Raw genomic sequence first — 26,227 nt, forward strand, 5'->3', positions numbered from 1 at the left:
TCAGGAGGGCGTCATGCGCATTGACAGTCTGCATCCAATAACGTCGGCCCGCCTCTCAGTGATCGGCGTCGATGCGACGTTGCGGAGTGCGGCGTTTTCACTTTCCGATCCCGCCATAGGTCTGGTCGTCGTGTGTAATGGCAGCGGGGAGGCGGCAGGCGTGCTGAGCAAATCCGACCTCGTGCGGCATCTGGCGAGTTCGGGCCTGGCAGAGGTGCCCGTCGCGACGTTGATGAACCGTTCCATCGTTTCCTGCGGTCCCGGCGACGACCTCCATTCGATCTGGCAGACGATGGCCGCGCGAGGCCTTCAGAATGTGCCGGTACTTGGGGCGGACCAGAAACCGATAGGCGTGCTTGATATCCGTGATGCAATGAAGGCGCTCTTCGATCAAGAGGAGCTCCAGGAGCAACTCTTGGCCAACTACATCGGCGGGATCGGCTACCAGTGATGCAGGAGCAAGGCACCGGGCCAGGCCACAGCAAGCCCACTCCGGGCGATCTCTTGTTCCTCGTGCTCGTCAACATGATTGCTGGGCCCTGCGACGCGATAGCACGACATATACCGCGGTATTGCTCGCCTTCTTCCTCGACCCAGTCGACCACAGATGCCCTTCATTTAAGCTTCTTCCAGCAACCAACGGTCGACCGAGCAACCGGGGGAATGGAATGTCACGCTCAGAACTAAAGGAAGATGTCTTCGACCGGCCTGCCGATGTTCCGCGAACCGGCCTACCCGTGCAGATATCGACCGCCGGCATTGTTCATGACCTTGGCAATCTCATCCAGGTCGCCTCATCGGCGTTGAACCATTTGGCTCGCGACCCGAACGTCTCGGCGGCTCCAGATCTTGGGCTTGTAATTGCCGGCGCCAAAACGGCCTTGGAACGAGCTGGCGGCCTTGTCAGGCAGACCATCGGCGTAGCCCGAGATATCCACGCCGAAATCGAGCATGCGGACGTGGGCGCCTGCCTGGCTGAGATCGAATCCGTCGTTCGAAGCGCTTGGGGTGCCAATTTGCGCCTCGAGGTTCGGGTCGGCTCCGATCTGCCTCGGGTAAAGGGCGATCCGATTGGGCTTCAAAATGCGGTTCTGAATCTTCTGTTCAATGCACGCGATGCAATGCCTGACGGCGGTCTGATCTCGATCGATGCCTCCTTGGCGCCCGAAAGTTCCAAGGGTGGTCGGATAGATGTTCGTGTCGCCGACAACGGAATTGGAATGACCAGCGAGACTATGGTGCGCGCATTCGATCCTTTCTTCACCACGAAAGGTGGAGGCCTCGGCGGCGTTGGGCTGCCAATGGTGAAGCGCTTCGCCGAGGAGGCGGGGGGAAGTGTCGACATCGAAAGCGAGCTCGGGTCGGGCACCGCCGTGACGTTGCGGTTGCCCGCAATACGATAGAGGGCCAACGATCGACCAACCTGCCTCCGGCAACACCAATACGGACCAACCAGCGTACAATCGAGAGTTAAAGATGGATACGGAAGTCATCGAGAACACTCAACAGCATCGTTTCGAGTTGCCGATCGCCGATGAAGTGTTCGCTGCGGCCTATTACAGGATCGAGAGCGGGAGGATTGTTCTCATACACACCGAAGTCCCGTCGGAGTTTTCCGGACAGGGGATCGCAACGCGACTGGCTCAGGGTACGTTTGAGCTGCTGCGCAAAACCGGCCGCAAAGCGATCTTGAAATGCCCCTTCATGAGCCGGTTCTTCGCCAAACAGCCGGAATATGCCGATGTCGTCGACGGATAGGTACAGGCCGTTTGCGAAAAAAGGCATGATCTGAAATGAGCGACGAATATGATTTGCAGAGGTTCGTCAGAGCGCAGGACGCCGTCTATGAAGATGCGCTAGGTATTCTGCGCCAAGGAATGATGTGCACGTCCTACATGGAGTTCATCTTCCCAAGGTTGGCTGTCAACCGAAGCGACGCTGCGCCTGCACCATATGCGATCACATCGCTCGACGAAGCGAGCGCCTATCTCTCATCTCCGATACTGGGAGGTCGTTATCGGGAATGTATCGGGGCACTGCAACGGCTCTCCGGCTCAAGCGCTCACGCTGTCTTCGGTGATCTTGACGCGAAGAAATTACACGCCTCTCTGACGCTGTTTTCCGAAGCGAGCAACGACGAGTTCCTGCTCGAGACCATCTTTGACGTGTGGTTCGACGGTTTGCTCGACGAGGAAACAATGATCGAACTCTACCCGACATCGTAGCGTCGCCAACGAGAGGCATTCTTGCGGGCGCTGGGGTGGGGAATGGCGGCAGCCAAAGTGCGCACCGGTGAACTATCACTACGTCATTCCCACGCTCAGGTGTCGTCTGGCAGGGGTATGAATTCGCGCTCGCCCGGCACGCCGGGGAAGCGGCCTTCGCGCCAATCCATCTTCGCCTGCACGATCCGTTCGGCCGAAGAGGAAACGAAGTTCCAGTAGATGTGACGTGGTTCTGAAAGCGGCTCGCCCCCAATCAGCATCAGTCTTGCCGCATGAAAGGCAGGCGCCTGGAGCACGATCTCGGTGCCGGGCGCCAGAGCTATCAAATCGGCCTCATGGAACGTTCCGTCCTGGCCGACAATCCCAACCTCGCCGGCGGCAACGTAGATCGCGCGCTCGACATGTTCGGGTTTCACTTGGTATCGCGCGCCGCTCGTCAGCACAATTTCGGCATAGACCATGTCGGAGAAGGTCCTTACCGGCGAGACCAGGCCGTCGGATGCGCCAGCGATCAAAGTGAACTCGACCCCGTCGGCACAGATCCTCGGGATTTCGGCAGCGCCGTAATGCGCAAGGCTGGGCGCAATTTCTTCGTATCGGGAGGGAAGGGCCATCCACGCCTGAGCGCCGAAGAGATTGCCCCCCGACGCTCGGACTTCTGGCGGCGTGCGCTCGGAATGGACGATGCCCGACCCGGCCGTCATCCAGTTGACCTCGCCGGGACGGATGGTCCGCACGTCGCCGAGATTGTCCCGGTGAACGATCTCTCCATCGATCAGATAGGTCAAAGTCGCAACGCCGATATGCGGATGCGGTCGCATGTCGAAACCGCGACCCGCGTCGAATACAGCCGGACCAAAATGATCGAACAGGATGAAGGGCCCGATCATCAGGCGGTTCGAGGAGGGCAACAAACGCCGTACCTTCAAGCCGTCCGCGAACTCAAGGACGCTCGGCTGGATGAGTGCCTCGATGCCCGCGATATCGCCTTGGCGGATGGTCATGGATGTTGATCCTTCTGTTTGACCTCTCGGCCAGGCGCTCCAGCATGCTTGAACGGAGCGGCGCGAAAGGCTGCCTGAATGGCTGTAAGGAGCGCGAACTTGGAGCTCGCGTGCTGGTGTCCTGGAATGCCGCTGTCGCCGAAGGCCGACACCCTCGTCGCCAGGATCGCGGCAAGATCTTCGGCTATTTCAGGCCTGTCGAGCAGCAGCGGCGCGATGCTTCTCTGGTCTATCTCATAAACCGCGACATGGGTCATTGCTCGCAATGTCGACTCCTCGCCGATCCCGGCGAGCAAGCCTGTCTCGCCGAAGAAGTCGCCCGGTGCGAGCCGGCCGATTTCCAGGGGGTGAGCATCGTCCTGGCCACGTTGCCGGGCGATGACGCCGGTCCGAACAATCATGAGGGACGGCAGCATTTCTCCCTGCCTTGCGATGATTTCGCCCTTGCGGTAGCTGCGGACCGAGGTCGTCGCGGCAAGCGCCTCCTGCTCGGCATCCGTCAGCGCCGAGAAAATCGGTATGGACTTGATCAGTTCGATCGGGGTGAAGCTGTCAGAGGCTGCCTTATCGTCGGTTGGGCGGCTCGTCATGGCAATCGACGCCGAAAGCGGCTCAGCCAGCAGCATGCCGATTGACTTTGAATGGCGATAGATGAGATCGAAAACTTCGTTCCGAGCGCTAATTCGCTGGTCGAGACTTGCGACGCGAAACGAGAGCTCGACTTCGATTGCCGCAGCATCAAGGCTTCTGATGGCAACGACTGGTGAAGGATCCTGGATGATCGAATTGCAACTCAGCAGGACGGAACGCATGGTATCAAGGATGATCGCCGGCATCTTCGTCGGTACCACTTTGATCGTCACGGCGAGTCCATGGCTCTCGTCTGGACCGCTGACATTCGTCACTCCGATCCTGGCGAGAAAACTGTTGGGCAGCGCGACGACATTGTGAGCTGGGGTAAGCAGGTTGGTCGACCGCCAATTGGTCTCGACAACGCGCCCTTCTGTTCCGTCGCTCAGGACAATCCAGTTTCCAAGCACGTAAGGGCGACCGAGGTTAAGCGCGATTCCTGAAAATACGTCGCCAAGCGTATTCTGGAGCGCCAGTCCCAGGATGACGGCAAATACCCCCGAGGTGGCGATCAACGTTCCGACTGGCACGGAGAAGACGAACGCCAGGATCGACAGCAGCATTCCGGTGTAGACGATGCCGACCACGACGTCCTGCAGGAGACGTGCCTCGCGCGGCTTTCGCTCGAAGACAAGATAAATACGAACAAATCCGATTAGCGCCCAGGCAAGGTGAACCCACCAGAGCAGCTTGACTGACCCGATCAGGATCGCTCCGCCGCTTGCCTCTTCGCCCCCCGCAGGTTCGTACGGGACAACGCGCAGGTCGAGAACAATAACCGACATGGCAAGGAAAAAGCCAAGCTGGACGATCAGCCTCGCATTGGCGAAACGTCTGGGGATGAGGGCCCAAACGACGATCCCGGCGAGGCCGATCAACACGATGTAGACCAGAGGCGAGTTCCACCAGTTCATGACGGATCCAGATCGAGCATATTCGCAATGTTCAGCGCCCTTCTGACGGATGTCGGATCTCCGGACCGGGCGCCCGCCGCTTGGCCTTGTTCTTTTCGAGGACCGCTTCGGTGATCGAATGCGGTAAAGGACGTGGTGTCTCGATCAGCCCAAGCAGCGGCATGACGATGATGAAGAATGCAAAGTAGTAAAGCGTCGCAAGCTGGGACATGACCACGTACGCGCCTTCCGCCGGCTGTGAGCCGAGCCAGCCGAGAAAGAGCGCGTCGGCCACGAATATCCAGAAGAACAGCCTGTACCAGGGCCGATAGACCGCCGAGCGCACCTTGGAGCTGTCGAGCCACGGCACCAGGAACAACACGGCGATTGAGCCGAACATCGCCAGCACGCCACCAAGTTTGGAATCGATCGGTCCGACATTGAAGGTGATGGCCCGCAGGATTGCGTAGAACGGCAGGAAGTACCATTCCGGCACGATATGCGCGGGCGTCTTCAGTGGGTTGGCCACCGTGTAGTTGTCCGGATGGCCAAGAAAGTTCGGCAGATAAAAGACGAAATAGGCAAAGAAAAACAAGAACACGATGATGCCGACCGCATCCTTGACGGTGGCGTAGGGCGTGAAGTCGACGACATCGGTTTTGGATTTCACCTCAACCCCTGTCGGATTGTTTTGGCCGACCACGTGAAGCGCCCAGATATGCAAGGTCACCACGCCTGCAAGCATGAATGGCAGCAGATAATGGAGTGCAAAGAAACGGTTCAGCGTCGGATTGCCGACAGCGAAGCCGCCGAGCAGCAGCTGCTGGATCCAGTTGCCGACCAGCGGGATTGCCGTGAAGAAGTTGGTGATGACGGTAGCGCCCCAGTATGACATCTGGCCCCAGGGCAGCACATAACCGATGAAGGCTGTCGCCATCATCAACAGCAGATTGGTGCAGCCGAGCACCCATAGAAACTCGCGCGGCGCTTTGTACGAACCGTAGTAGAGCCCGCGGCAGATGTGGAGATAGACGGCGATGAAGAAGAACGATGCTCCGTTCGAATGCAGCGAGCGAAGCAGCCAGCCAGAATTTACATCGCGCGTGATCTTTTCGACCGAATTGAAAGCCAGCCCCGTGTCGGGAGCGTAATGCATCGCCAGCACGACACCTGTTATGATCTGCGACGCCAACATGACCGTGAGAATGCCGCCGAACGTATAGGCGTAATTCAGGTTGCGCGGGACGGGATAAACGATGAAGGAATCATGCACCAGCCGTGGCAACGGCAGGCGGGCGTCGAACCAGCGTTCGATGCCGGTTTTCGGCACATATGTCGAATGTTTGTCGCTCATGGTAACCTGCCTATGCTTCAGCCGATACGGATCTTGGTGTCGGAAATGAACTGGAACGCGGGCACCAACATGTTCTCCGGCGCTGGACCCTTACGGACGCGTCCTGCGCTATCGTATTGAGAACCGTGGCATGGGCAGAGCCAGCCTCCGAAGTCGCCCTGCTGGCCAATCGGGATGCAGCCGCTATGCGTGCAGACCTGCACCATCACTATCCAGGCTTCCTTACCTGGCGCAGTGCGGTTTGCGTCGGTCGCCGGCGCGTCTGCGGGCAAATTGGCATTGCGGGCGATCGGATCCTTGAGCTCGGCGAGATTGACTGCCTCGCCGTCCTTCATCTCTTGCTCGGTGCGGTTGCGCACGACCACCGGCTTGCCGCGCCATTGCACGACCAGCGACATTCCCGGCGCAACTGAGGAGACGTCAACCTCGACGGCGGCCGGCGCTTCGGCGGGCAATGTGTGCTCGGCGCTGCCGGATTCGGGTTCGGAAAGGTCGGCCATGACGAGGACTCCTGGCGTTGGGAAAGCTGCTTCAGCGCGTCGGCGGCATCGAGCAAAGCCAGGACACGGCTGTGGCTTTTCGAATGCGTCGCGTCGGGTTGAAATATGCCGGCCGTGGTGGGACGTGAGCCATTGTGCCTAGGGCGCGTTCGTCCAATACTTTCGGTCATGATTTCCTGAGCGAAGGACTGGCCGGACTGTTGAGGAGACCATGGATGGTCGCCGGGTTTCTGAACTCTCCGTTTAGCGTTCCTCAGATCCGGCATTGTTCACGCCGCAGTCACAGAACAATCGCTCAGCCCGTTCATACCTCGGCATAGGCACGTCTGGCTGTCGGTGTGATGGCCGTCCCACCCCGGCAGATGCAAGTTTTGTGATGCAATCGTCTTGGAGGTTGCTGGCAAGGATAGCTAGCGCGTGGCGCTATGCAGGCTTGCGCCCGGACAACAACAAATCAACGGAATGTCATCTGCGTTCGGAAAACAAAGGCACGCACGACGAAATTGACGACGGTTAGCGCTGCGGCGATGGGGTTTGGCCGCACCTGCGCTGGCTGTACCTTGGCACCAGATTCAATCGGAGTTGAGAAAAATCGGGTCATGTACTCGTGAAAGCTCATGTTGTTTCGGGGGCCGCCGTCCGCAGATAGCGCATCGTCGTGCGAGCGCTCTCAGATTTGGAGACTCGATATGAAAATTGTAGTCATCGGTGGCTCACATTACATCAGAGCGAGCACTGTCAAAAAATTACAAAGCAAAGGCCACGAGGTTGAAGCGGCATCCACGCCCCGCGGTGCCAATACTTACATTACAGACTATCGCGATGCTGGCTACGCTGGCCAACATCTGAGGCGCCGCCTCGTGTATTTGGGGTCGCTGATTCATGAACTGTGGCGCCAGGGACGCGCGTGGCGCAACAAACTTAACGCTCACTTCTAGAGTCGTGCACCCGAGTCGGTATCAATCCCAAGCGGATAGAGGCATTAGCCCTCAGTTGCTCATAATGATCTGATCGGCAGTATCTGGTTTCGCTGCAAGTCCTCGCAGCCGATGTCGCTCCATAGCGGCAGGGAAATCGCGTTCCCGAGCGGAATGTCTTCGACCAAGCTGCCGATCAGCTCTCGGCCCCAGTTGGTCATAGCGGCCTTGGCAGCGCGACCTCATCGCCCGCATCTACTCGATGACCAAGCTGTCACCGCCGGGGCGAACGCATCCTCAGTCCCCGCACTTTGAGATTGGCGGCGTGCAATCACCTACCGGGAGATCTTGCCTCGATGGCAGCCGAAGTTTGGGCCGAAACCCAGTTTGACGGCGTCGGGTTCGGTCTGTTGGGCTCTGTTGTCCTCGATCCGGCTAAGGCACAAATTTCGGCGCAAGTCGGCGACTATGGCTGGGGCGGGGCGGCAGGCACCTTTTTCTGGGTAAGCCCGGTCGACGACATGGTTGTCATTCTCTTCACGCAATTGCTGCCGTCAAGCGCCATTCCGGTACGCAAAGAGCTGCGCGCACTCGTCCACAGTGCGTTGACAGGAGCCTGAGACTCGTCAAACAGAAACTGGGCGGAGCAGCCTTGCGCTTAAGTGCAGTGCGACAACATCAACATCCGCGGTGACATAGGGGTGAAAGCCTGACGCTTGGGACCCGACGCGTAGCGTCCTAACCTGGCTCTCTCCCAGCGGGACTCGGCGGCGGTTTTGCCTGCGATGCTAGGCCCAGAACGTATCCCAAGCATAGAGGTCGTAGATATACTCCCGGCCCTCCATCACCTTGCCGTTCTTGATGTCGAAGACGATGCAACAGAGCACATCCAGCCGTTTGCCGTTCCGCTCCCCGGTATCACGCTGGACGGCGACCGCGCGTCCCTCCTCGCCCACCGTCACGTGTAAAAGATTGGCCCTGAAGGTCCCGTGGGTTTCGCTGCCATAATGGCCGAAATAGCCAAAGGTCGCCTCGCGGCGTTCGTAGTCTCCGGCGAACGAACTCTTCCCCGGGGTATGCCACGTGCAGGACTCGTCCATGATTTGCGTGAGCGTGTCCATGTCTCCCGAGTTGAACGCGGCATAACCGCGCCGAACGAGCTCGGAGTTCTGGTCTCGTAGCGTCATGTCTACCATACTTTCCTCCCGTTGCTGATCCGACCATGTTGGGTCGCGTCAGAGCGTGAAGGGCGTCGGTCCAACCTCATATCAGCAATGCAACATATACACCCGGCACGGTGCGCGCGCACGAGGAAGTTTGCCTTCGCTCTCGTTCGCAGATCTATGCACGTGTTCGCGCTTCGTTCGACCTTAGCGTATCTGTACTTGTTCCGACACTTGGCATGACCGGCGGGCGCCGGCTGGGCAAACGCAGTTCAGCCCCCTGGCCAAGTAGAACCCGGAGAAGTCTTGGAGGCGCCGCACTGGCGCAAGGTGATTACGACAAGCGACATGGCTAAGGCTTTGTCCTGGCCGAAGGAGATAGGCGACAAGGTTCGGGTGGAGACGATGACGGCAGACAAATGCTAGAAGCGGGGGGAACCCGGCACCGGCTCGATCACATCCTCGCGCCCTACCACCGCCGCCCTCTCACGTTGAAACGCGTTTGGGGCTGCTAGGAGATCGGCGATATCGTAGGTCTTATCGAGGCGTCATGCGCTTGCTGCCGATCGGCCTAGGGTCAACTTTCGGCGCTGATTCACACGAAATGCGCACGATCGAGAATGTGGTGCGGGCGATCCTGCGGGAGGCGAGGGTGCACGCACGGCCGTCCAGCGGGTCCTAGAGATGGATCACGAGGCCGTGATCGCGCGCTGGACCGGCCCGGTATTGGCGCCTTATAGCGAACCGCGAGACGTCGATCACTTGCGCGACAACCTGCGCATGCCGAGGCCGCCGGAGTAGGCATAGCCGGCCTTATCGCCATGCCGTCGCGAAGTTGGTGGCCGTTCTACCCAGGTCGAAATCGTCGCTGGCGCGACCGATTCGCAGCGAACACGTATCCAGGAGAGCCGCGGGGTGGCACGCCAGGCGCCCCCGCCCAATGATGCGCAGCCGCCGCGTCTCTCGATTGACCATGTTCGAGAAACCGGACACACCCCGCCAGCGAATAGAGGACCCAGCGCATACACGACCGTGGAGCACGTCACCGCACTGCCCCAGGGTGGATTCCGCTTCCAGCATTCTCGAGCGTCGCATGAGTGTGCGCACGTAACTGCCGAGATGCTGGCATGGGGCGAACATCTGCAAGACGACGATGCCCGACGGCCATATGGATAGCAGCGGCTGCCAGAGCCGGAAGTATCCGGGTTTACTCCTCCCTCACCTCCTGCAGCGTCGCGTGCCTGAGCTTCTCTTTGCCCCTGAGGTGGCGCACGCGGCCGATCAGGCTAACTGATCACCCGGTCGATTTGCTCCACTAAAGGTGCTGCGCCTAGTTCGACCGCAATCTTCCTCGCCTCAAGCAGGTGAGGACTACGCTTGTCTAGTTTCGCGACCGGCGGCAAAGCACCGGCCATCAGCGCTTGCATCAAGAAACCTGGTGTCTCCGCGAGGCGGGCGAGCCGGACTGCCTCCGCGAGATGGGTGCGGGCACGGCCCGGTGCGCTCAAGCCGAGCCGCAATAGGTAGGGCTCACGAAGGAGCTTCGACAATGCGGGCCGCGGCGCGGAAGCTATCTGAACATAGATTTGGCCCAAGACAAGATTCGCCCAGGCGACCATTCGGCTGTTGCCCCACCGCGAGAAAAGTTCAATTGCATTCTCGAGGCCAGCAAGTCCTTCTTTCAGGCGACCAGAGGCTGCGACGGCGGCCCATTTCGGAACCTCTACGGCCGTGAGCATCGCGTGGAAACCGGCACTTTCAATCTGTTGATAAACGGTTTCGAAGGCGGAAACGGCCTCTGGCGTTCTGCCCGCGCTGAGTAGCGCGATGGCGATTGCGCAGTTGGCGCCAAGCTGCTCAGTGTGACCGCCCGAAGCTGCAAACGCGGCTTCTCCCTCCGATAGAGCGGTGGTTGCATCTCCCGCGACAGCCATTGCAAAGCTCGACATCATCAAGCCCAGAGAACGAGCTGGCGGATACCCGGTCCGGTTAGCAAGCTGGATGGACTTGTCTGCCCACTCCTTGGCCTGGCCAATGATGCCACGTTGAAGAGCCTCAGCCCAAAGAGTGTAGTAGGTCAGCGTCTCCAGGTAGACGTCGTCCAACTTGGCAGCAAATTTCAGCAATTCGCGACAGTCCTCGCGGTAAGCAACCATCGAATGACCGTCGGGACAAAGTAGCCTGAGCCATATAAGATCCCACTTGGCATAGGCAATGCTTTCGAGGTCGTTGATCGACTCGCCAATCTGCAACGCCCTTCTCAGCGAGCGCTGGGCCTCTTCGAACCGTTCGGAGTTCAGATAGCCCTCACCGAGCCAAGCCAGACTACGAGAAAGCTCCCTGCTGGGCCCCAACTTCTCGATGCGAGGCAGATGCTTTTCGGCGATCCGGATCATGCCCCCGAAATCAGCCTCCCAGCAGCAGACCAACAGCCGATTGACGACCAGATCCGCAACCGTTTTGTCACCCGCACTCGTCGGATCAGCATCGACGCGCTGAAGGGCCTGATCAAGGTAAGCCATCGCCTCCCCGAGCGAGAAAACGCGCAGGCTCCTTTCCGCAGCAAGTGCTAGGTAGTGCACCGCCTTTGATACGGAGGTTGTTCGGCAGTAGTGATGAGCCAGGATGTCAGCGAATTCCTTGGTTCTCACGCCAGCCCTTCGTTCAATTGCAATCGCCGTTCGCGCGTGCAACTGAGCGCGCTGGGTTTTGAGAAGCGAGCCGTACAGGGCATCCTGGATTAGTGCATGTTTGAATGCGTATTCCGGGTCGAAGGTCGTCTCCGCGATGTCCACCCTGAATACGATGTCTTGCTCGCCCGCCTTGGGAAGAACGTCCGCCGCCGCGACCAAACCTTGGCAAACATCGGACACCAGCTCGGTTGGAAACTGTCGCCCGATGACTGAGGCGGTTTGCACGACCGCGCGTTCCTCAGGCTGCAGCCGATGCACGCGATCCATGATCAGATTTTCCAGGCTGGTCGGTACATCCTCGGTCTGAAGCGAACCTTTGTCCTTTTTGTTCGCCAAGAAATTCGCGATCTCTTCGGCAAAGAGCGGATTCCCCTCCGCCTTCAGAATGGCTGTTCGCAGAACATCCGGAGAAAATGAGTGCCCTACAAGCCTCTCTCGAACCAGACCGGCTGCATCCTCGGAATTCAGCGGCGCGAGCCGTAGCTCGACCAACCGACGAGCGTCTGCCGTCCAAGGTATGTTCTTTGTCGACCGCGTCGTCAGCAGGAGCATCATGCGGATGCGTTCGGTGCGCTCAGCGAGCTCCCGCAACAACTCCATCGAAGCGCTATCTGCCCAATGCAGATCCTCAATGAGGAGCAGCAGTGGGTGTTCAAGCCTTGACCACCCTTCGATGACTCCGATCAACGCCTCACGGGTCCGAACCCCCGTCAGCTCAGCTGCGGGCAGGGCTCCAAGCCCGCCCGAGTCTCTACCGAGAAGGTTGAGGAGATATGGGAGCACCGGGTGAGGCTCAAGCCCAAGACGCCCAAGCCCCGCCACTAATCGTGATTCAATCACGCTCACTTCAGTGCCATCCGGGATCGACAATGCATCCCTGAGCAAGTCAATGAACGGATGAAACGGCGTTGTCGCCGCTTCAGACCGACAGGCCGCCTCCAACACCATGATCGGCCGACCCTCTAACTCCCTCTGGAACTCATACACGATACGGGATTTGCCAAGCCCAGCCTCGCCGGAGATTACTGCCACGACAGAATGGTCACTAAGTGCCGTTGACCACCACTCACGCACTTGGTCCAGTTCGAATTGGCGGCCTTTGAAATTGCTCAGGCCTCGATGCTGTTTTGCCCCGAAACGGCTCATGCCGATCCGCAGTCTTTCGACCCTGCAGAGGGCAACCGGCGCGCTCTTGCCTTTCAATTCCCGCGAGCCCAACTCTGTGATCTCGGCAAAGCCGCTGACCAGATCGGCAAAAGACTTGGTGCAGTAGACCGCGTCGGGCTCCGCAGCGCTCTGTACGCGCGCGGCCAGATTAACGGTGTCCCCTAGGGCGTTGTAGGCGAGCGCCTTATCAGTACCGATCTGACCAACGATCACCGGTCCTGCGTGGAGACCAATGCGCAGTTTGGGGGTGCACGCAAACTGCTTCTCCAATTCGGGTCCAAGAGCGCGAATGCGACCTTGGATGTCGAGCGCAGTTCTACAGGCGCGCAGGGGGGCGTCTTCGATCGCGGTCGGAGCACCGAAAACCGCCATGAGGCCGTCGCCCGCAAAGTCCTGAAGGACACCTCCGTGGCGAGCGATAATTTCAGATTGTTCATTTGCCAGGCGCCGGATAAGCGAAAACACGCCCTCCTCGCCCAGGCGATCCGTCAATGGCGTGAAGCCCACTAAGTCAGTGAACATCACTGTGACGTGTCGGCGCTCGCCGTCAGCTAGTGGAGTGTGCGAGGCATCGGACAGCTGAACGTGAACCATGCCATTTCCCCGACAGCAGGTATTCAACGATCCATCAGCGTTACTCCTCGCGTCAACAAACACAAGAGCATTGTGGTGCGAGCGCTCATTCCGGAGCTTCGCGCACCTCCTGCAATGTTGCATGCCGCAGCGTCTCCTCGCCCTTCAGCGTCGACACCTCCGCCATGCGCAGGCCCGCGCCATAAGCGACCGACAGCGCGGCCTGGTGCTTGAGGCAGGTGGTGCGTTGAGCAGCCGGACGACCTCGTCGCGGCTCAGGACCACCGGCAGCTTGCGCGGGTGCGCCAGACGAACGAGCTTGCGCGCCAGATCGGGACGATCGACTGTATGCGTGAAGAAGAAGCGTAGCGCCGACACGATGCTGTTCATGGTCGGCACGGGAACGCCGTCTTCTTGCTGGTCGATCTGGAACCGGCGGAGGTCGTCGGCGGTCGCTGTGTCTGGTGAACGCCCGAGGAACGTCGCCAGGCGTCCGATGTCGCGGAGATAGTTGCGCTGCCTCTCCCGGGAGAAACGCCGCATGTTCATGCCGTCGATTAGCCGCTGACGAAGTGGACTGATGGGTGCACCGAGAACTGAACGGGGCATGGTCAGACTCCTTGTTGAAGAAGCCCGTGATGCTCTGCCTCTGCCGAACCTCGCTCAACGCGGGCGCGACGACCGGGTTCGTGATCTCTACCTCACCCCTTGCGCCCATCCCGCGCAGGGGGTCCGTTCGTCGGCCCCAAAGCTGCCCGGCCGCAATGCGCCAAAACCAGCCGTTGAGGTCCGTTAGTGCGTCATCTGCAAGCGGACATCCTATCGGGTCCAGGATGCCGCGCCCGCAGCTGATATCTGCGTCAAATATTCTCCGGTGTGACAATTTCAAAAGGTATGGATCGCTGAAGGGTGGCAAATGGAGCTTGCGGTCCAATGACATCAATCATCGTTTGGACAAGAAGGGCCGAGGTCGCTTCGAGCGGATGGCAAAGAGCTGCAGTGATCAGGCCCTCAGACAGTCCCTTTCGAGTTTCGGGACCAATGTCACGGCATACTACTTTGATACCCGACCGCCGCTCAGGAGACACCTCCCTCAAGGCACGAAGTACACCAGTTATTCCGCCGCCGACGATCAGAATGCCGACGAGATCGTCAGTCGATTTCAGAAGCTCAGTCACCATTCGATAGGCCTCACTGGCTTCCTCGTGGGTCGGACGGCTTTCCTCTACCGCTAGCCGTGGAGCGTGCTCGCGCAAATAGGAACGGAAACTGGCGTCTGACACATCCTGGCATTGATACCGGTGGTTGCCTATGAAAACCGCTATACGACCCGGTCCGTGAGTGGTTTGGGTAATCAGGAAGGCTGCAGTGCGCCCCAGCTTCCAGTTGTCGGTGCCTACATATGCGGCCCTTTCCGGCGCGGACTGATCCGTGATGTAGGAGACAACCGGTTTGCCCATCTCCTTCAGCGAACGGATGGCCTGGCCAATGATGGGGTGATCTGCCGCGACCACCGCAACGGCGTCGCATGAATCGCCCAGCGCAATCAGACGGCTCGCGATTGTCTCCGGCGTCAGCAGATCCACGAAGTCGACTATTGGATCGATGACCTCGTCGCGACGCTCGCGACAGGCGGCAATAATCTTTTTCCCGAACAATTGGTAGAGATCACGGGTCGACTGCTGAAGCAGGAAGCCCAATCGGTAGTGTGGAGATATTTTACGAGCCCGATCATCAATGGCTCCGATTCCGTAAAACCCAATTTCCTCCGCTGCGCTTTGTACTCGTTGGACGGTCTTCGGGCGTACTGAAACGGTGCCACTTAGAATTCGATTCACGGTCGCCACCGAAACGCCTGCCGCAGTAGCGAGATCGTGGATTGTCGGTCGCCTCATGAGCTCTATCCCAACTATATCATCATGACTGATATTAAATGATACAAATCTCGCTTTGATACTATTTTCGCCTTCTAGAAATATCAAGCCTCCGATATGAATCGTGCCCAGTTGAGGGGCCGATCTTGTGAAGAGCCCAATGGGGTATAGCCCTGCGGGGAGGCGCTGTTACGATGGATGACCTTCAGTATGGAACACGCGACAAACGCGGCAATTGGGTGCCGCACCGCCGCGCCGAGCCGGCGCCGCTGTGGCATCGTCCGTTCAATGCAAAAAAGGTGGTGGCCTGGATTCCGGAATTTCTTTGGCCGTGGAATGCCTTCCATCTTGCGACGGCACTCATTTGGGTAAACCTGCTGATCCCGAGCTGGCACAGTCTGGCGAACTTTTCCTTGCTCAATTATTTTTGGCTATACGGCCTCAACGCTGCCGGCATCTTTTTCTTTTACGGATTCTTTGAGCTGCGATACTACGTCCAGCGCAGACAAGAGAACCGCTTCAAGTACAATCAGAAATTCCCTTCAGACGCACCGTCTGACGTGTTTTGGTTTCAAAGCCAGAACATCGACAATTTCACCCGCTCGTTCTTCGTCACCATACCACTGTGGACCGTGGTCGAGATCGTGATGCTGTGGGTCTATGCAAACAGCTGGGCGGTCTGGCTGCCATGGACGACCAATTGGCTTTACCTGTCATTCCTAGTGCTTATCGCGCCGGCCCTGCATGAGGTCTATTTCTTCTTCCTTCACCGGGCAATTCATTGGCCGCCGCTCTACAAATGGGTGCATTCGGTTCATCACAATTCCATCAATCCAAGCCCCTGGTCGTCGCTGTCAATGCATCCAGTCGAAGGCTTCCTCTACCATGCTGAAGCCTGGCTGCATCTGTTGATTCCTTCCAACCCGGTCTGCGCCTACTTCACGCTGCACGGCGCGGGATTTGGAGCCGTGAACGGCCACCTTGGCTTTGAGATATTCGAAATCACGGACAAAGCTAACCTCGATACCCATTCTTACTTGCACTACCTGCACCACAAGTATTTCGAGGTGAACTACGGCGGCGACGGGCTAGTACCCCTCGATAAGCTATTCGGTACTTGGCACGACGGCAGTAAGGAAGCCGACGAGGTCATGAAGGCGCGGTTCCGCAAAAAGAAGGAAAAGGTGCGTAGCCGGCAGGAAGGCCGCAGCGATCCGCCGTCAGGAATGCCGGCGGAATGACGAACCAAACGCAGTTCCGATTATGCCCAGGAGGAGCGGGCGCGGGACAGCCAATCTTTTGTTGAAGCCCTGCAGGGGTAAATCTGGGAGGAAGACTATGAAGCTTTTCAAGACGCTCGTGTCGACAGCGGTGCTGATCGGGTTCAGCACCGGCGCGACGTTCGCCGCCAACATCTTCGTCATCGGCGGCAAGCCGGACGATCCATTCTGGTCGATCGTCAAGCGTGGCGCCGAAGACGCCGGCAAAGTGGTCGAGGCCCAGGGCGGTAAGGTCACTTGGCTCGGACCCCAAAACTACGACAATCTGGGCGTGGACGCCGCCGAGCTGATCCGGCAGGCAATCGACCAGAATGCCGACGCCATTGTCGGTCCGGACTGGGTGCCAGAAGCAATGGATCCTGCGTTCAAGGCCGTCAAGGATGCCGGCATTCCGCTGGTCATCTACAATGCTGGCGGGTTGAAGGCGGCCGATCGCCTCGGCGCGCTGAACTACGTCGGCTCTGACGACTACAAGGGTGGCGTCGCGGGCGGCGAGTACCTGGCCAAAGCCGGCAGCAAGAAAGGCGTCTGCATCAACACCCTCCCGGGTGCCGCCAATATCGAAGCTTATTGTGGTGGCTTCAAAGAGGGGATGAAGAGTGGCGGCGGCGAGGCCGACGTGTTGCCCTTGCCAGCCACGTCGTTCGGTTCAGCTACAGCTGTTGCGCAGGCTGTGAAGGCCTATTTGCTGCAGCACTCGGACGTGACCGCCGTGTTCACCATCGGTAACGTTGACGCCAACTCCGCCATGAACGGCCTCACCCAGGCCGGAAAAAGTGATAAGGTTCGTCTCTGCGGCATCAACTTCGACGAGACCATCCTGAACAACATCAAGGATGGGAAACAGGCCTGCGCGATTGATCAGCAAGGCTACCTGCAGGGCTACCTCGCCGTGGCGATCCTGAACGGCAATGTGAACTACGGCCTCACCGTGCCCACTCGTGAGATCCTGACTGGACCTGGCATCATCGACAAGGCTTCCGTGGATGCTACCATCGCTGGTGTGAAAGCCGGGACGCGATAGCCCCTTTATTCAGTGCCGGCCTCGCATGGAGCGGGGGCGGCCATTCCATCTCCCTGCGGCGGCCTCATCGTGGCTGGCCGCCCGCTCGCGGATTACCCAATGGCACATCCCGTGACTTCCACATCGATCCAGACGGCGTACCCCACGCGGTCCGGACTCGCCCTCGGCCGGCTGGCGCGTCGACCAGAGTCGGGCTCGTTCCTTGGCCTGGTCGCGGTTCTGCTTTTCTTTGGCCTGTTCAGCGGAAGCGGCTTCCTATCGGCAGCCGGCACGGCCAGTTGGTTGAACATCGCGTCCGAGATTGGGATCATCGCCATGCCGATAGGGTTATTGATGATCGCCGGGGAACTCGACATCTCGGTCGGCGCCGTGATCCCCGCAGCGTCGCTTACCGCTGCCATCATCTCGGGTCACTATGGGCTGCCCGACTGGCTTGGCATAACGGCCGCGCTTGGCCTCGGCCTCGCTGTCGGCCTCCTCAACGGGCTCTTCGTGACGAGAACGACCATCCCGTCACTCATAATCACAATCGGCACCATGTTCCTCACGATGGGCCTGACGCTAGGTCTCACCGTCAAGATCGCCGGCAGCACCGGCGTGTCACTGGTGCCAGACCCGCTTACCAAGGCAATCTTCGGCGCCTATCTCGGCGGCATGTTCCAAGTCACGATCCTGTGGTGGGTGCTGTTCGTGATTGGCCTATTCTGGCTGTTGCACATCTCCCCCCTGGGCAACTGGGTCTATGCACTCGGTGGCGACAAGGAAAGTGCGCGCAACGTTGGCATTCCGACCAAGCGGCTGACCATCGGTCTGTTCATGCTATCCGGCTTCAGTGCCGCTTTCGTCGGGGTCAGCGAGGTGATGGTCTATCAGAGTGCGCAGGTTCTGGCTGGTCAGTCCTTTATCTTCAATTCCATCATGTGTGTGGTCATCGGGGGCGTTCTGCTCACGGGTGGCTTCGGCTCGATCGTTGGCATCGTGTTCGGCACGATTACCTTCTCGATCGTGAACCAGGGCATTTACTTCACCAGCCTGGATCCCAACATCGGAAGCATCATAATCGGCGCGCTTCTTTTGATCGCGGTGCTGACAAACGACACATTCCGGCAATTGGCACTCAGCTATTCTTCGAAGAGAGGAAAGCAGCCATGATGGACGTGATCAAATCCGTACTGCGTCGTCCCGAAGCCGGCTCGATCCTCAGTCTTGTTGGCGTGGTGTTGTTCTTCGTTCTATTCGGCGGCGCCAACCTGGGTACGCTCGTTGGCGCGGCGAGTTGGGTCAATTTCGCGGCCAATCTCGGCATCGTCGCCATTCCCGTCGGGCTGCTGATGATCTCAGGTGAACTCGACATTTCCATCGGCGCTCTGATCCCCGCTGGTTCCATGACAACCGCCATACTCACCGGTTACTACGGATTGCCAATAGGGGTAGGAATAGCTGGAGCGCTCGCAGTCGGCGTGGCGGTAGGCCTGGTCAACGGTCTGCTGACGATCCGCACCTCCGTGCCCTCGCTCATCATTACTCTGGCCACGCTGGTCGCCATGCAGGGGGTGGTGCTCAGTGCTTCGGTGCTTCTGACCAGTAATGCCAGCGTTGCCCTGACCGCACCGGATTGGGCCAAATTCCTCTTCGGCCAGTTGATCGGCGGCAGTCACCAAGTCATCATCATCTGGTGGGTCGCCTTCGCTGCTATCACAGGCTTCGTTCTGCACAAGACCCGTTACGGAAACTGGCTATTTGCAATGGGCGGCGACCGCGTCAGCGCCCGCAACGCCGGCATTCCGACAGACCGCGTGACCATTGCGCTGTTTGTGTTGTCCGCAGTCAGCGCCACCTTTGTCGGGATCTGTCAGGCGATCCTGTTCAATTCCGCCCAGGTCTCCGGTGGCATGAGCTTTATCTTCAACGCCATCGTGTCCGTGGTCGTGGGCGGCGTGCTGCTGACCGGCGGTTTCGGATCGGTGGTGGGTATCTTCGTCGGCACCATCACCTTCGCCATCGTCAGCCAGGGCATCTACTTCACCCAGATTGACCGGAACTGGTCGAACCTGATCATCGGCGTGATGCTTCTGGTGGCGGTGATGATGAACCAGTCCTTCCGCGACCTGGCTCTGTATTTCAGGCCGCGGAGCGAGCGAAGCGTGCCGCGGGAGCCAGCAAACCCATGAAAAATGATCTGCTACAGCAGCCAAGCAATGGGCTCGCATCGATCGACGAGCATCGACCTTCAATTTCCTCGCCGAACAACAGTGTCAGGCCAGCCGGATCGCAGATGGGAGATGTGCCCGCCATGAACGACAAACCTGCCATTCTCGAACTGAGAAACGTCAACAAGTCCTTCGGACCAATCGACGTCCTGCACGATATTTCGCTGACGGTGCGCGCTGGCGAAGTTCTTTGTCTGCTCGGTGACAACGGCGCCGGCAAGTCGACCCTCATCAAAACGCTCGCCGGTGTCCACAAACCCACCAGCGGCCAGATACTGATGGACGGTCAGCCGGTTACCTTCTCTGGACCTCGGGAGGCCCAGGCACAAGGAATCGCTACAGTGCACCAGTTCGGCGGCACCTTCCCGCTGATGAGCATCGGGCGGTCCTTCTTCGTCGGCGTAGAGCCGACCAAAGGCTGGGGACCGTTCAAGATCTACGACCGCAAGCGCGCCAACGAAATCGCGGTGAAAGCGGTACGCGATTTCGGAATCACCCGCATCGATGACGGTGACCGCCTGGTAGGGGGACTGTCCGGCGGCGAACGCCAGTCGCTCGCCATTGCCCGTGCTGTGTATTTTGGAGCGCGCGTACTGATCCTGGACGAACCGACCGCGGCGCTCGGCGTCAAGCAGGCATCGCACGTGTTGCGTATCGTCAACGAGGCGAAGCGGCGCGGCCTGGCCGTGGTCTTCATCACCCACCAGGTCATGCACGCCATGGCCGTCGGCGATCATTTCGCGGTGCTGATCCGCGGCGCCATCGCCGCCGATTTCCGCAAAGGCCAACGGTCCCGCGAGGAGATCACAGATCTGATGGCAGGCGGCGAGACCATGGCCGACCTCGAAGCCCAGGTCGAGGGTTACATGGAAACGCATGAGGGGCACCCGCCGTCCCTCCAGGTGGTGGAGGGATCAGCCGCCCCGTAGACCCTTCCCTGGAGGCCCAGCAAGTCGGCTGCGCATCATGGCGCGCCGCTGCCCGTAAATTCGAAACGCAAGGAATAGGACTGAGATGACAATCCGCATTGCGGTGATCGGCGCCGGCTTAATGGGCGCAGATCATGCCAAGATAGTCGCCGAGGAGCTGCCCGGCGCAAAGCTCCAATTGGTCTGCGACATGGATGAGCAGCGCGCTCGTCTGGTCGCCGATGCATTTGGTGCCTTCGACATTGCCACTGACCCCCAGGGCGCCATCACGCGGCAAGACGTGGACGCCGTGATCATTGCGAGTCCCGATTTCACGCATGCGCCGCTTTCGATGGCCTGCATCGCCGCCGGCAAGCGGGTTCTATGCGAAAAACCGCTGTCACAAGCATCAGCTGACTGCATCGCCGTGATGGAAGCCGAACAGAAAGCGGGGGCGAAATTCGTCCAGCTCGGCTTCATGCGGCGTTACGACCGCTCCTATCAGGAAATGAAGCAAGCGCTTGATGATGGTCATCTCGGCCGGGCGCTGATCATGCACAATTTTCACCGCAATGTTGAAACGCCTGCGGCCGACTTCTCCGGCGCGATGGCTATCACCAATTCGGCCCCGCACGAATTCGATGTCGTGCGATATGTGCTCGGCACCGAATATGCTGCCATCTCCGCATTCCAGCCAAGCCGCTCTGACGCGCGTGTCGCACCTGTCTTCATGGTGTTGGAAACGGTGGACGGGCAGCTCGTCAATATCGAGATCAACAACAACGCCGCCTATGGCTATGACGTTCGTGCCGAGCTGATTGGCGAGAACGGCGCCGTGGCGACGAACAACGTTGCCTACACCCGCAGGGAGTCGGCGCTTGCCCAAAGCACAACCTACGACGCCGACTGGCGGACGCGCTATTACGACGCCTATCGCCGCCAGAACCGCGACTTCCTTCGCTTTGTCATGACTGGCGCGTTCCCCGCGACCGCCTCGGATTGCTGGGACGGCTATTGCGCCGCCGTCGTTGCCGAGGCCGGCGTGGTGGCGCTGAAAGAAGCCCGTCGTACGCCTGTGCAGATGATTGCAAAGCCGGAGTTCTACGCGTGAAGCTGGGTTTCGTATCAGACAGTCTCGGCGGTCTGCCTTTCGACGCGGTGTTGGACCATGCAAAGCGCATGGCGGTATCTGGCATCGAGGTGAATACCTGCGGTTGGTCGACCGCCCCGCATTTCCGGCTTTCGTCCATGCTGGGCGACAGCGAAGCGCAGAAGCGGTTTGCTGGAGCGTTCGAAGAACGTGGGCTGGAGATCATCAGCCTCAACGCCAACGGCAATCCGCTGCACCCGACGGATCCGGCCCAGGGCCAAGGGTTGAAAGACACGATCCGCGTCGCCGGCGAGATGGGCATTCGCACTGTCTGCACCATGAGCGGTCTGCCGGCAGGCAGCGCCAGCGATGTCATGCCGAACTGGGTCGTCTCGTCCTGGCCGCCGGAAACGCAGACCATGCTTAGATATCAATGGGAGGATAAGCTGATACCCTTCTGGACCGAGATCGCGGCGCTGGCGAAGGAAAACGGTGTCGATCGCATCGCGCTCGAACTCCACGGCAATCAGTGCGTATACAACGTGCCCTCGCTCCTGAAGCTTCGAGCAGCGGTAGGACCTGTCCTAGGCGCCAACCTGGACCCCTCGCACTTATTCTGGATGGGTGCTGATCCCCTCGCTGCCGCCGAAGCGCTAGGCGCGGCCGTTTATCATGTCCATGCCAAGGACACGATGCTGAACCGGCCCGTTCAGGCAACGACGTCGCTGCTTGAGAATGGCAGCCTGATGGACATTCCGGCCCGCTCGTGGAGCTACATCACGCTCGGCTTCGGCCATGGTGAGGAGTGGTGGCGTCAGTTCTGCTACCGGCTCAAGATGGCTGGCTACGACGGCTGGCTTTCCATCGAGCACGAGGACGTCCTTCTGAACTCGCTGGAGGGGCTCGAAAAGTCCGTCGCGCTGCTCCAGGGCGTGATGCCGTCAGCTCCCGCAGACTTCAAGCCGCAAGATATCTGAGGAGAGACGCATATGCCCTGGGTTGACGCTTGTGCCGCTGATGAAATCGAAGCCGAGGAAGCCAAACGCTTCGACAGTGGCGGCCGCACCTTCGCCATTTTCCGCAACGACGCGGATGAATACTATTGCACAGACGGGCTTTGCACGCATGAGAAGATCCACCTCGCGGACGGTCTCGTCATGGGGAATACGGTGGAGTGCCCCAAGCACGCTTCCGTTTTTGACTTCACGACCGGCGAAGTAGAGACGCCCCCGGCCTGCGAGAACCTCAAGACTTACAAGACAAAGGTCGAGAATGGCCGCGTCATGGTCGAGGTTTGAGTCATCATGGGCCAAATCTTTCAACTCGCCGCTTGCGCCGAAATGCTCTGGCGCGACAAGCCCATCGAATGGCGCGCCGCTCGCCTGCACGAGATGGGGTTCGAGGTCGGCCTCTGGAATTGGCCCGACCATGATCTGACGAAGCTGGAGAAATCAGGAGCGACCTTCTCCATCATGAACGGCTACCTGCGCGGGCGCCTGACCGATGAGGAGGGGGCTGCGGAGTTGCTGGAAACGGCGCGACAGACCGCCCAGGTGGGAAAACGCCTCGGCGTCGCGCGGTTGAACCTCCACGGAACGGGCCTCGGCGAGGGTGGCTTGCCGGTCATGCCGGTCGAGATGGTCACCGGTGCCATGTGGCTGAAAGCGCGCGATACGCTGCACCGCGTTGCGGAAATGGCCGAGAAGGAGGACGTGACCTTCACGCTGGAAAACCTCAATCTTCCTGTCGATCACCCCGGCGTGCCCTTCGGACGCGCGGAAGACACGCTGGCGCTGGTTTCGTCGATCGACCATCCGCGCTTGCGCCTCAACTTGGATCTCTACCATGCGCAGATCGGCGAAGGGAACTTGATCGAACTCTGCCGGGCCTGCCTGCCGTGGATCGGCGAGGTCCAGGTCGCGGATGTACCGGGCCGCATGGAGCCGGGCACAGGCGAAGTGAACTGGCATGCCATCGCCAAGGCGCTGAGTGCGATGGGCTATGCCGGCCCCATCGGGATGGAAGCCTTTGCCTCGGGCGACCCGGAAGCCGCACTCGAAGCATTCCGCAACGCGTTCACGGTGTAAGACAATGGTCCACAGGAACACACGTCCCACAGTCGCCGACATCCGAGCCATGAAGGCGCGCGGGCAGAAAATCTCGATGCTCTACGTGACGACGCTCGAAGAGGCGGCAGCCGCCGATGCGGCTGGCATCGACATGCTCTCCATCGAGGGCCGTTTCTTCTCCCCCGAAATGCGCGAGGCGGCTGGGCGTTGCTTCGTCCAGGTGGGACTGCCATACGGCGGCTGGGGGACCTTCAACGGCCGCCCCCTGGCGACCGCGGAGGATTATCTGCGCGCAGCCTTCCATTTTGCCGCGATCGGCGGCGACTGCTTTTATTGCGCGGCCGCCTACGACATTCAGAAGGCACTCTGTGACAACCACGTGCCGATCGTCGCGCATGTCGGGCTTGTCCCTTCATACATCACCTGGACCGGGTTCCGCGCCGTGGGCAAGACCGCTCAGGAAGCTCTTAAGGTCTGGCAGCAGGTAAAGCAGCTTGAAGCTATAGGTTGCTTCGGGGCTGAGCTCGAAGTCGTGCCGGACCGGATCGGCGAGTTCATTTCGAAGAACACGTCGATGATCATGCTCGGTATGGGGGCCGGTCCGGGAGCCGATGCGCAATACCTGTTCGCGGAGGACGTGCTGGGCCACACCGACGGCCACAAGCCACGCCACGCCAAGACCTATCGCAATTTCGCGGCTGAGTTTGCGCGGCTCCAACAAGAGCGGATTGCCGCGTTCAAGGAATTCATCGCCGACGTCGGCTCCGGCGCCTACCCGCAGCCGCAGCACAATGTTTCGATCGCGGAGGCGGAATACGGCCAATTCCTGGAACAGGCGAAAGCCTGAACCAGCTCCAGAGCCATCCCTCAAATGGGGAGGGGACGGCCTCGTCCCCATCAGCGGGCAAGCACCTTCAAAGCTTTCTCGCCGATTTGAAGCTTAACCAGACACAGCAAAGCCAGAGGACAACCATGCTCAAAATCGCCCGTCCCTGGTGGCGTCGGCCCAATGACGATCGCCTGCCTGCTTCCAACGCGCTGACAGCGTTTCGTCGCAGCCTTCAGGCGTAGTCCGCTCAGGAAGAGAGCCAATGTTGAACTTTGCACTTCGCGTCAAATGCCGCTCCACCAGGGGGATCGTCGCTGCGATCTCGACCTTTCTCGCCGACCAGACCTGCAACATTACCGACAGCGCGCAGTTCGACGACGCCGACACCTGCAACTTCTTCATGCGGGTGAGCTTCCGCTCCGAAGGCGGGTGGGGGCTGGAAGAACTCCGTTCGGGCTTCAAAACAATCGCCTCGCACTTCGGCATGGAGTGGGAGTTCTTCGACGAGAGCGTCAAGCGCAGGGTCATCATAATGGTTTCGCGCTTTGGCCATTGCCTCAACGATCTTCTCTATCGCTGGCGTATCGGAGCGCTTCCGATCGACATCGTCGCAGTGATCTCCAATCACAAGGATTACCAGAAAGTCGTCGTGAACCACGACATCCCGTTTCACCTCATCAAGGTGACGAAAGAGAACAAGGCCGAGGCAGAGGCACAGCAGATGCGCGTCGTCGAGGACACAGGCGCCGAGTTGGTTGTCCTGGCGCGGTACATGCAGGTTCTCTCGGAAGAGATGTGCCGGAAAATGTCAGGCCGGATCATCAACATCCACCATTCCTTCCTGCCCTCGTTCAAGGGCGCCAATCCCTACAAACAGGCCTACGAGCGAGGTGTAAAGCTGATCGGAGCCACTTCACACTACGTGACGACCGATCTGGACGAGGGCCCGATCATCGAGCAGGACACGATCCGTGTGACGCATGCGCAGTCCAATGAGGACTATGTCAGCCTCGGCCGCGACGTCGAGGCACAGGTGCTCTCCCGGGCTATTCACGCCCATATCCACCGACGGGTTTTCCTCAACGGCAACAAGACCGTCGTTTTCCCTGCCTCGCCCGGATCGTTCGCCTCCGAGCGCTTGGGCTGAGGTGGCTCTTGAAAGCCTTGCCGTCATGGGCTGGATCTCAGGACCGTCTGGCTGCCGGTTCTTCGAAGTTCTGGAGGTTTTCGGATGAAATCGCCTGTACTTGCACACAGACCGAAATGTCTTGATGAGATCAAAACTGCGATCGCGAAGCGCGAGCTTCGATTGACCCCCGCTCTCGAGAAGGTAGCTCGGCAGGCACTCGACAAACCGGAGATCATTGCATTTGAAAGCGCTGAGGCAATCGCCCGCCGTTGTGGCGTCGGCACTACCGCGCTGACAAGGCTTGCCCGCTGTTTTGGATTCACTGCTTTTCGAGAGATGAAGAAGTTTTTTCAGGATAATATGCGCGCTCGAGGCGGGCGCTCTTTGCCGCCAAGCCACCAACGTGGTCGACCAGCGTGAAAATCTTCGACACGCGTGCAGAGCTAGCGTTGGTCGTCAGATTGCTAGGCCGAGTAATCAAATCGCATTGAGTAGCGGGGCGGCATGATCGGGTTGCGCTTACGCCGCAGACCGGCTGGAACTCAATGCCAGAACAGGTCAGGTGGTGGCGAAGTCCACCCCAACCTACGGTCCGCTCTCTAAGGTCAGTAGCACGAGAGCTGCCATTCCGCTCCGGCCCCAAAACTGCCTGACCGGAATGCGCCTCAGTGCGGTCGAAGAGCAATTTGCCGCTG

The 26,227-nt window shown here is 59.5% G+C and carries 26 protein-coding genes; 18 read left to right on the top strand and 8 right to left on the bottom strand.

Annotated features, from left to right (window positions below):
* Nucleotides 1-13: 13 nt before the first annotated feature.
* The 4 genes from NKJ89_RS06750 (at nucleotide 14) to NKJ89_RS06765 (ending at nucleotide 2,225) form a co-directional block, all read left to right on the top strand.
* Nucleotides 14-451, top strand: a complete 438-nt coding sequence (locus NKJ89_RS06750; protein ID WP_352600992.1) for a CBS domain-containing protein — start codon at nucleotides 14-16, stop codon at nucleotides 449-451.
* Nucleotides 452-668: 217 nt separating this feature from the next.
* Complete coding sequence (locus tag NKJ89_RS06755; RefSeq protein ID WP_352600994.1) at nucleotides 669-1,403, top strand: sensor histidine kinase; 735 nt, start codon at nucleotides 669-671, stop codon at nucleotides 1,401-1,403.
* A gap of 73 nt (nucleotides 1,404-1,476) precedes the next feature.
* Nucleotides 1,477-1,758 carry a GNAT family N-acetyltransferase gene (locus NKJ89_RS06760; protein ID WP_352600996.1) on the top strand — a complete coding sequence of 94 codons (282 nt, stop codon included), beginning with the start codon at nucleotides 1,477-1,479 and terminating at the stop codon, nucleotides 1,756-1,758.
* A 35-nt stretch (nucleotides 1,759-1,793) separates the two neighbouring features.
* Nucleotides 1,794-2,225, top strand: a complete 432-nt coding sequence (locus tag NKJ89_RS06765) for a DUF1810 domain-containing protein (protein ID WP_352600998.1) — start codon at nucleotides 1,794-1,796, stop codon at nucleotides 2,223-2,225.
* Nucleotides 2,226-2,320: 95 nt separating this feature from the next.
* Here the strand turns inward: NKJ89_RS06765 and NKJ89_RS06770 are convergent, their stop codons facing one another.
* The 4 genes from NKJ89_RS06770 to petA are packed head-to-tail and all read right to left on the bottom strand — an operon-like array spanning nucleotide 2,321 to nucleotide 6,606.
* Nucleotides 2,321-3,229 carry a pirin family protein gene (locus NKJ89_RS06770; RefSeq protein ID WP_352601000.1) on the bottom strand — a complete coding sequence of 303 codons (909 nt, stop codon included), beginning with the start codon at nucleotides 3,227-3,229 and terminating at the stop codon, nucleotides 2,321-2,323.
* Nucleotides 3,226-4,773: a mechanosensitive ion channel family protein gene (locus NKJ89_RS06775; protein WP_352601003.1), complete on the bottom strand. Its 1,548-nt coding sequence runs from the start codon at nucleotides 4,771-4,773 to the stop codon at nucleotides 3,226-3,228. Before NKJ89_RS06775 ends, NKJ89_RS06770 begins: the two co-directional genes overlap by 4 nt.
* A gap of 31 nt (nucleotides 4,774-4,804) precedes the next feature.
* Entirely contained in the window at nucleotides 4,805-6,106 is a 1,302-nt protein-coding gene (locus NKJ89_RS06780) for a cytochrome b (RefSeq protein ID WP_352601004.1), read from the bottom strand.
* 17 nt (nucleotides 6,107-6,123) lie between these two features.
* Entirely contained in the window at nucleotides 6,124-6,606 is a 483-nt protein-coding gene (gene petA / locus NKJ89_RS06785) for a ubiquinol-cytochrome c reductase iron-sulfur subunit (protein ID WP_502904094.1), read from the bottom strand.
* A gap of 689 nt (nucleotides 6,607-7,295) precedes the next feature.
* On the opposite strand from petA, the gene NKJ89_RS06790 reads away from it, so the two are divergent.
* A complete protein-coding gene (locus NKJ89_RS06790) occupies nucleotides 7,296-7,544 on the top strand; it encodes a hypothetical protein (protein WP_352486080.1) in 249 nt (82 codons plus the stop codon).
* Between the two features lie 335 nt (nucleotides 7,545-7,879).
* Nucleotides 7,880-8,143 (top strand): hypothetical protein, encoded by a 264-nt coding sequence (locus tag NKJ89_RS06795; RefSeq protein ID WP_352601006.1) that lies wholly within the window; start codon nucleotides 7,880-7,882, stop codon nucleotides 8,141-8,143.
* 168 nt (nucleotides 8,144-8,311) lie between these two features.
* Here the strand turns inward: NKJ89_RS06795 and NKJ89_RS06800 are convergent, their stop codons facing one another.
* The 4 genes from NKJ89_RS06800 to NKJ89_RS06815 form a co-directional block, all read right to left on the bottom strand.
* On the bottom strand, nucleotides 8,312-8,710 hold the full coding sequence (locus NKJ89_RS06800) for a nuclear transport factor 2 family protein (protein WP_352601008.1): 399 nt from the start codon (nucleotides 8,708-8,710) through the stop codon (nucleotides 8,312-8,314).
* Between the two features lie 1,262 nt (nucleotides 8,711-9,972).
* Nucleotides 9,973-13,140: an ATP-binding protein gene (locus tag NKJ89_RS06805; protein WP_352601010.1), complete on the bottom strand. Its 3,168-nt coding sequence runs from the start codon at nucleotides 13,138-13,140 to the stop codon at nucleotides 9,973-9,975.
* A 144-nt stretch (nucleotides 13,141-13,284) separates the two neighbouring features.
* Nucleotides 13,285-13,728 (bottom strand): phage integrase N-terminal SAM-like domain-containing protein, encoded by a 444-nt coding sequence (locus NKJ89_RS06810; RefSeq protein ID WP_352601012.1) that lies wholly within the window; start codon nucleotides 13,726-13,728, stop codon nucleotides 13,285-13,287.
* 251 nt (nucleotides 13,729-13,979) lie between these two features.
* Nucleotides 13,980-15,014 carry a LacI family DNA-binding transcriptional regulator gene (locus NKJ89_RS06815; RefSeq protein WP_352601014.1) on the bottom strand — a complete coding sequence of 345 codons (1,035 nt, stop codon included), beginning with the start codon at nucleotides 15,012-15,014 and terminating at the stop codon, nucleotides 13,980-13,982.
* Nucleotides 15,015-15,187: 173 nt separating this feature from the next.
* Here NKJ89_RS06815 and NKJ89_RS06820 point away from each other — a divergent pair, with 173 nt between their 5' ends.
* From NKJ89_RS06820 to NKJ89_RS06875, 12 genes are all read left to right on the top strand, one after another.
* On the top strand, nucleotides 15,188-16,234 hold the full coding sequence (locus NKJ89_RS06820) for a sterol desaturase family protein (protein WP_352601016.1): 1,047 nt from the start codon (nucleotides 15,188-15,190) through the stop codon (nucleotides 16,232-16,234).
* 97 nt (nucleotides 16,235-16,331) lie between these two features.
* The gene (locus NKJ89_RS06825; RefSeq protein ID WP_352601018.1) at nucleotides 16,332-17,297 is read left to right on the top strand and encodes a sugar ABC transporter substrate-binding protein; all 966 of its coding nucleotides are present in this window, start codon (nucleotides 16,332-16,334) and stop codon (nucleotides 17,295-17,297) included.
* A gap of 99 nt (nucleotides 17,298-17,396) precedes the next feature.
* Nucleotides 17,397-18,449: an ABC transporter permease gene (locus tag NKJ89_RS06830; protein ID WP_352601020.1), complete on the top strand. Its 1,053-nt coding sequence runs from the start codon at nucleotides 17,397-17,399 to the stop codon at nucleotides 18,447-18,449.
* Nucleotides 18,449-19,468 carry an ABC transporter permease gene (locus NKJ89_RS06835; RefSeq protein ID WP_352601157.1) on the top strand — a complete coding sequence of 340 codons (1,020 nt, stop codon included), beginning with the start codon at nucleotides 18,449-18,451 and terminating at the stop codon, nucleotides 19,466-19,468. The genes NKJ89_RS06830 and NKJ89_RS06835 overlap by 1 nt, the downstream gene beginning before the upstream one ends.
* A gap of 122 nt (nucleotides 19,469-19,590) precedes the next feature.
* Complete coding sequence (locus tag NKJ89_RS06840; protein ID WP_352601022.1) at nucleotides 19,591-20,436, top strand: ATP-binding cassette domain-containing protein; 846 nt, start codon at nucleotides 19,591-19,593, stop codon at nucleotides 20,434-20,436.
* 85 nt (nucleotides 20,437-20,521) lie between these two features.
* Nucleotides 20,522-21,526, top strand: coding sequence for a Gfo/Idh/MocA family oxidoreductase (locus NKJ89_RS06845; protein WP_352601024.1), 1,005 nt, complete (start codon nucleotides 20,522-20,524; stop codon nucleotides 21,524-21,526).
* Nucleotides 21,523-22,482 carry a sugar phosphate isomerase/epimerase family protein gene (locus NKJ89_RS06850; protein WP_352601026.1) on the top strand — a complete coding sequence of 320 codons (960 nt, stop codon included), beginning with the start codon at nucleotides 21,523-21,525 and terminating at the stop codon, nucleotides 22,480-22,482. Before NKJ89_RS06845 ends, NKJ89_RS06850 begins: the two co-directional genes overlap by 4 nt.
* 12 nt (nucleotides 22,483-22,494) lie before the next feature.
* The gene (locus tag NKJ89_RS06855; protein WP_352601028.1) at nucleotides 22,495-22,803 is read left to right on the top strand and encodes a MocE family 2Fe-2S type ferredoxin; all 309 of its coding nucleotides are present in this window, start codon (nucleotides 22,495-22,497) and stop codon (nucleotides 22,801-22,803) included.
* Between the two features lie 6 nt (nucleotides 22,804-22,809).
* The gene (locus NKJ89_RS06860) at nucleotides 22,810-23,592 is read left to right on the top strand and encodes a TIM barrel protein (protein WP_352601030.1); all 783 of its coding nucleotides are present in this window, start codon (nucleotides 22,810-22,812) and stop codon (nucleotides 23,590-23,592) included.
* 4 nt (nucleotides 23,593-23,596) lie between these two features.
* Nucleotides 23,597-24,421, top strand: coding sequence for a 3-methyl-2-oxobutanoate hydroxymethyltransferase (locus NKJ89_RS06865; RefSeq protein ID WP_352601032.1), 825 nt, complete (start codon nucleotides 23,597-23,599; stop codon nucleotides 24,419-24,421).
* A gap of 244 nt (nucleotides 24,422-24,665) precedes the next feature.
* Complete coding sequence (gene purU / locus NKJ89_RS06870) at nucleotides 24,666-25,550, top strand: formyltetrahydrofolate deformylase (RefSeq protein WP_352601034.1); 885 nt, start codon at nucleotides 24,666-24,668, stop codon at nucleotides 25,548-25,550.
* 84 nt (nucleotides 25,551-25,634) lie between these two features.
* Nucleotides 25,635-25,952: a MurR/RpiR family transcriptional regulator gene (locus NKJ89_RS06875; protein WP_352601036.1), complete on the top strand. Its 318-nt coding sequence runs from the start codon at nucleotides 25,635-25,637 to the stop codon at nucleotides 25,950-25,952.
* The last annotated feature ends 275 nt before the right edge of the window (nucleotides 25,953-26,227 follow it).

It is taken from the genome of Mesorhizobium sp. M0047, from assembly GCF_040323315.1.
In the GTDB taxonomy this organism is placed as follows: Bacteria; Pseudomonadota; Alphaproteobacteria; order Rhizobiales; family Rhizobiaceae; genus Mesorhizobium.

Excerpts from the sequence above, each read along its gene's own strand:
- NKJ89_RS06750 (WP_352600992.1), top strand. The coding sequence starts at position 14 with ATGCGCATTGACAGTCTGCATCCAATAACGTCGGCCCGCCTCTCAGTG.
- NKJ89_RS06755 (WP_352600994.1), top strand. The coding sequence starts at position 669 with ATGTCACGCTCAGAACTAAAGGAAGATGTCTTCGACCGGCCTGCCGAT.
- NKJ89_RS06760 (WP_352600996.1), top strand. The coding sequence starts at position 1,477 with ATGGATACGGAAGTCATCGAGAACACTCAACAGCATCGTTTCGAGTTG.
- NKJ89_RS06765 (WP_352600998.1), top strand. The coding sequence starts at position 1,794 with ATGAGCGACGAATATGATTTGCAGAGGTTCGTCAGAGCGCAGGACGCC.
- NKJ89_RS06770 (WP_352601000.1), bottom strand. The coding sequence starts at position 3,229 with ATGACCATCCGCCAAGGCGATATCGCGGGCATCGAGGCACTCATCCAG.
- NKJ89_RS06775 (WP_352601003.1), bottom strand. The coding sequence starts at position 4,773 with ATGAACTGGTGGAACTCGCCTCTGGTCTACATCGTGTTGATCGGCCTC.
- NKJ89_RS06780 (WP_352601004.1), bottom strand. The coding sequence starts at position 6,106 with ATGAGCGACAAACATTCGACATATGTGCCGAAAACCGGCATCGAACGC.
- petA (WP_502904094.1), bottom strand. The coding sequence starts at position 6,606 with ATGGCCGACCTTTCCGAACCCGAATCCGGCAGCGCCGAGCACACATTG.
- NKJ89_RS06790 (WP_352486080.1), top strand. The coding sequence starts at position 7,296 with ATGAAAATTGTAGTCATCGGTGGCTCACATTACATCAGAGCGAGCACT.
- NKJ89_RS06795 (WP_352601006.1), top strand. The coding sequence starts at position 7,880 with ATGGCAGCCGAAGTTTGGGCCGAAACCCAGTTTGACGGCGTCGGGTTC.
- NKJ89_RS06800 (WP_352601008.1), bottom strand. The coding sequence starts at position 8,710 with ATGACGCTACGAGACCAGAACTCCGAGCTCGTTCGGCGCGGTTATGCC.
- NKJ89_RS06805 (WP_352601010.1), bottom strand. The coding sequence starts at position 13,140 with ATGGTTCACGTTCAGCTGTCCGATGCCTCGCACACTCCACTAGCTGAC.
- NKJ89_RS06810 (WP_352601012.1), bottom strand. The coding sequence starts at position 13,728 with ATGCCCCGTTCAGTTCTCGGTGCACCCATCAGTCCACTTCGTCAGCGG.
- NKJ89_RS06815 (WP_352601014.1), bottom strand. The coding sequence starts at position 15,014 with ATGAGGCGACCGACAATCCACGATCTCGCTACTGCGGCAGGCGTTTCG.
- NKJ89_RS06820 (WP_352601016.1), top strand. The coding sequence starts at position 15,188 with ATGGATGACCTTCAGTATGGAACACGCGACAAACGCGGCAATTGGGTG.
- NKJ89_RS06825 (WP_352601018.1), top strand. The coding sequence starts at position 16,332 with ATGAAGCTTTTCAAGACGCTCGTGTCGACAGCGGTGCTGATCGGGTTC.
- NKJ89_RS06830 (WP_352601020.1), top strand. The coding sequence starts at position 17,397 with ATGGCACATCCCGTGACTTCCACATCGATCCAGACGGCGTACCCCACG.
- NKJ89_RS06835 (WP_352601157.1), top strand. The coding sequence starts at position 18,449 with ATGGACGTGATCAAATCCGTACTGCGTCGTCCCGAAGCCGGCTCGATC.
- NKJ89_RS06840 (WP_352601022.1), top strand. The coding sequence starts at position 19,591 with ATGAACGACAAACCTGCCATTCTCGAACTGAGAAACGTCAACAAGTCC.
- NKJ89_RS06845 (WP_352601024.1), top strand. The coding sequence starts at position 20,522 with ATGACAATCCGCATTGCGGTGATCGGCGCCGGCTTAATGGGCGCAGAT.
- NKJ89_RS06855 (WP_352601028.1), top strand. The coding sequence starts at position 22,495 with ATGCCCTGGGTTGACGCTTGTGCCGCTGATGAAATCGAAGCCGAGGAA.
- NKJ89_RS06860 (WP_352601030.1), top strand. The coding sequence starts at position 22,810 with ATGGGCCAAATCTTTCAACTCGCCGCTTGCGCCGAAATGCTCTGGCGC.
- NKJ89_RS06865 (WP_352601032.1), top strand. The coding sequence starts at position 23,597 with ATGGTCCACAGGAACACACGTCCCACAGTCGCCGACATCCGAGCCATG.
- purU (WP_352601034.1), top strand. The coding sequence starts at position 24,666 with ATGTTGAACTTTGCACTTCGCGTCAAATGCCGCTCCACCAGGGGGATC.
- NKJ89_RS06875 (WP_352601036.1), top strand. The coding sequence starts at position 25,635 with ATGAAATCGCCTGTACTTGCACACAGACCGAAATGTCTTGATGAGATC.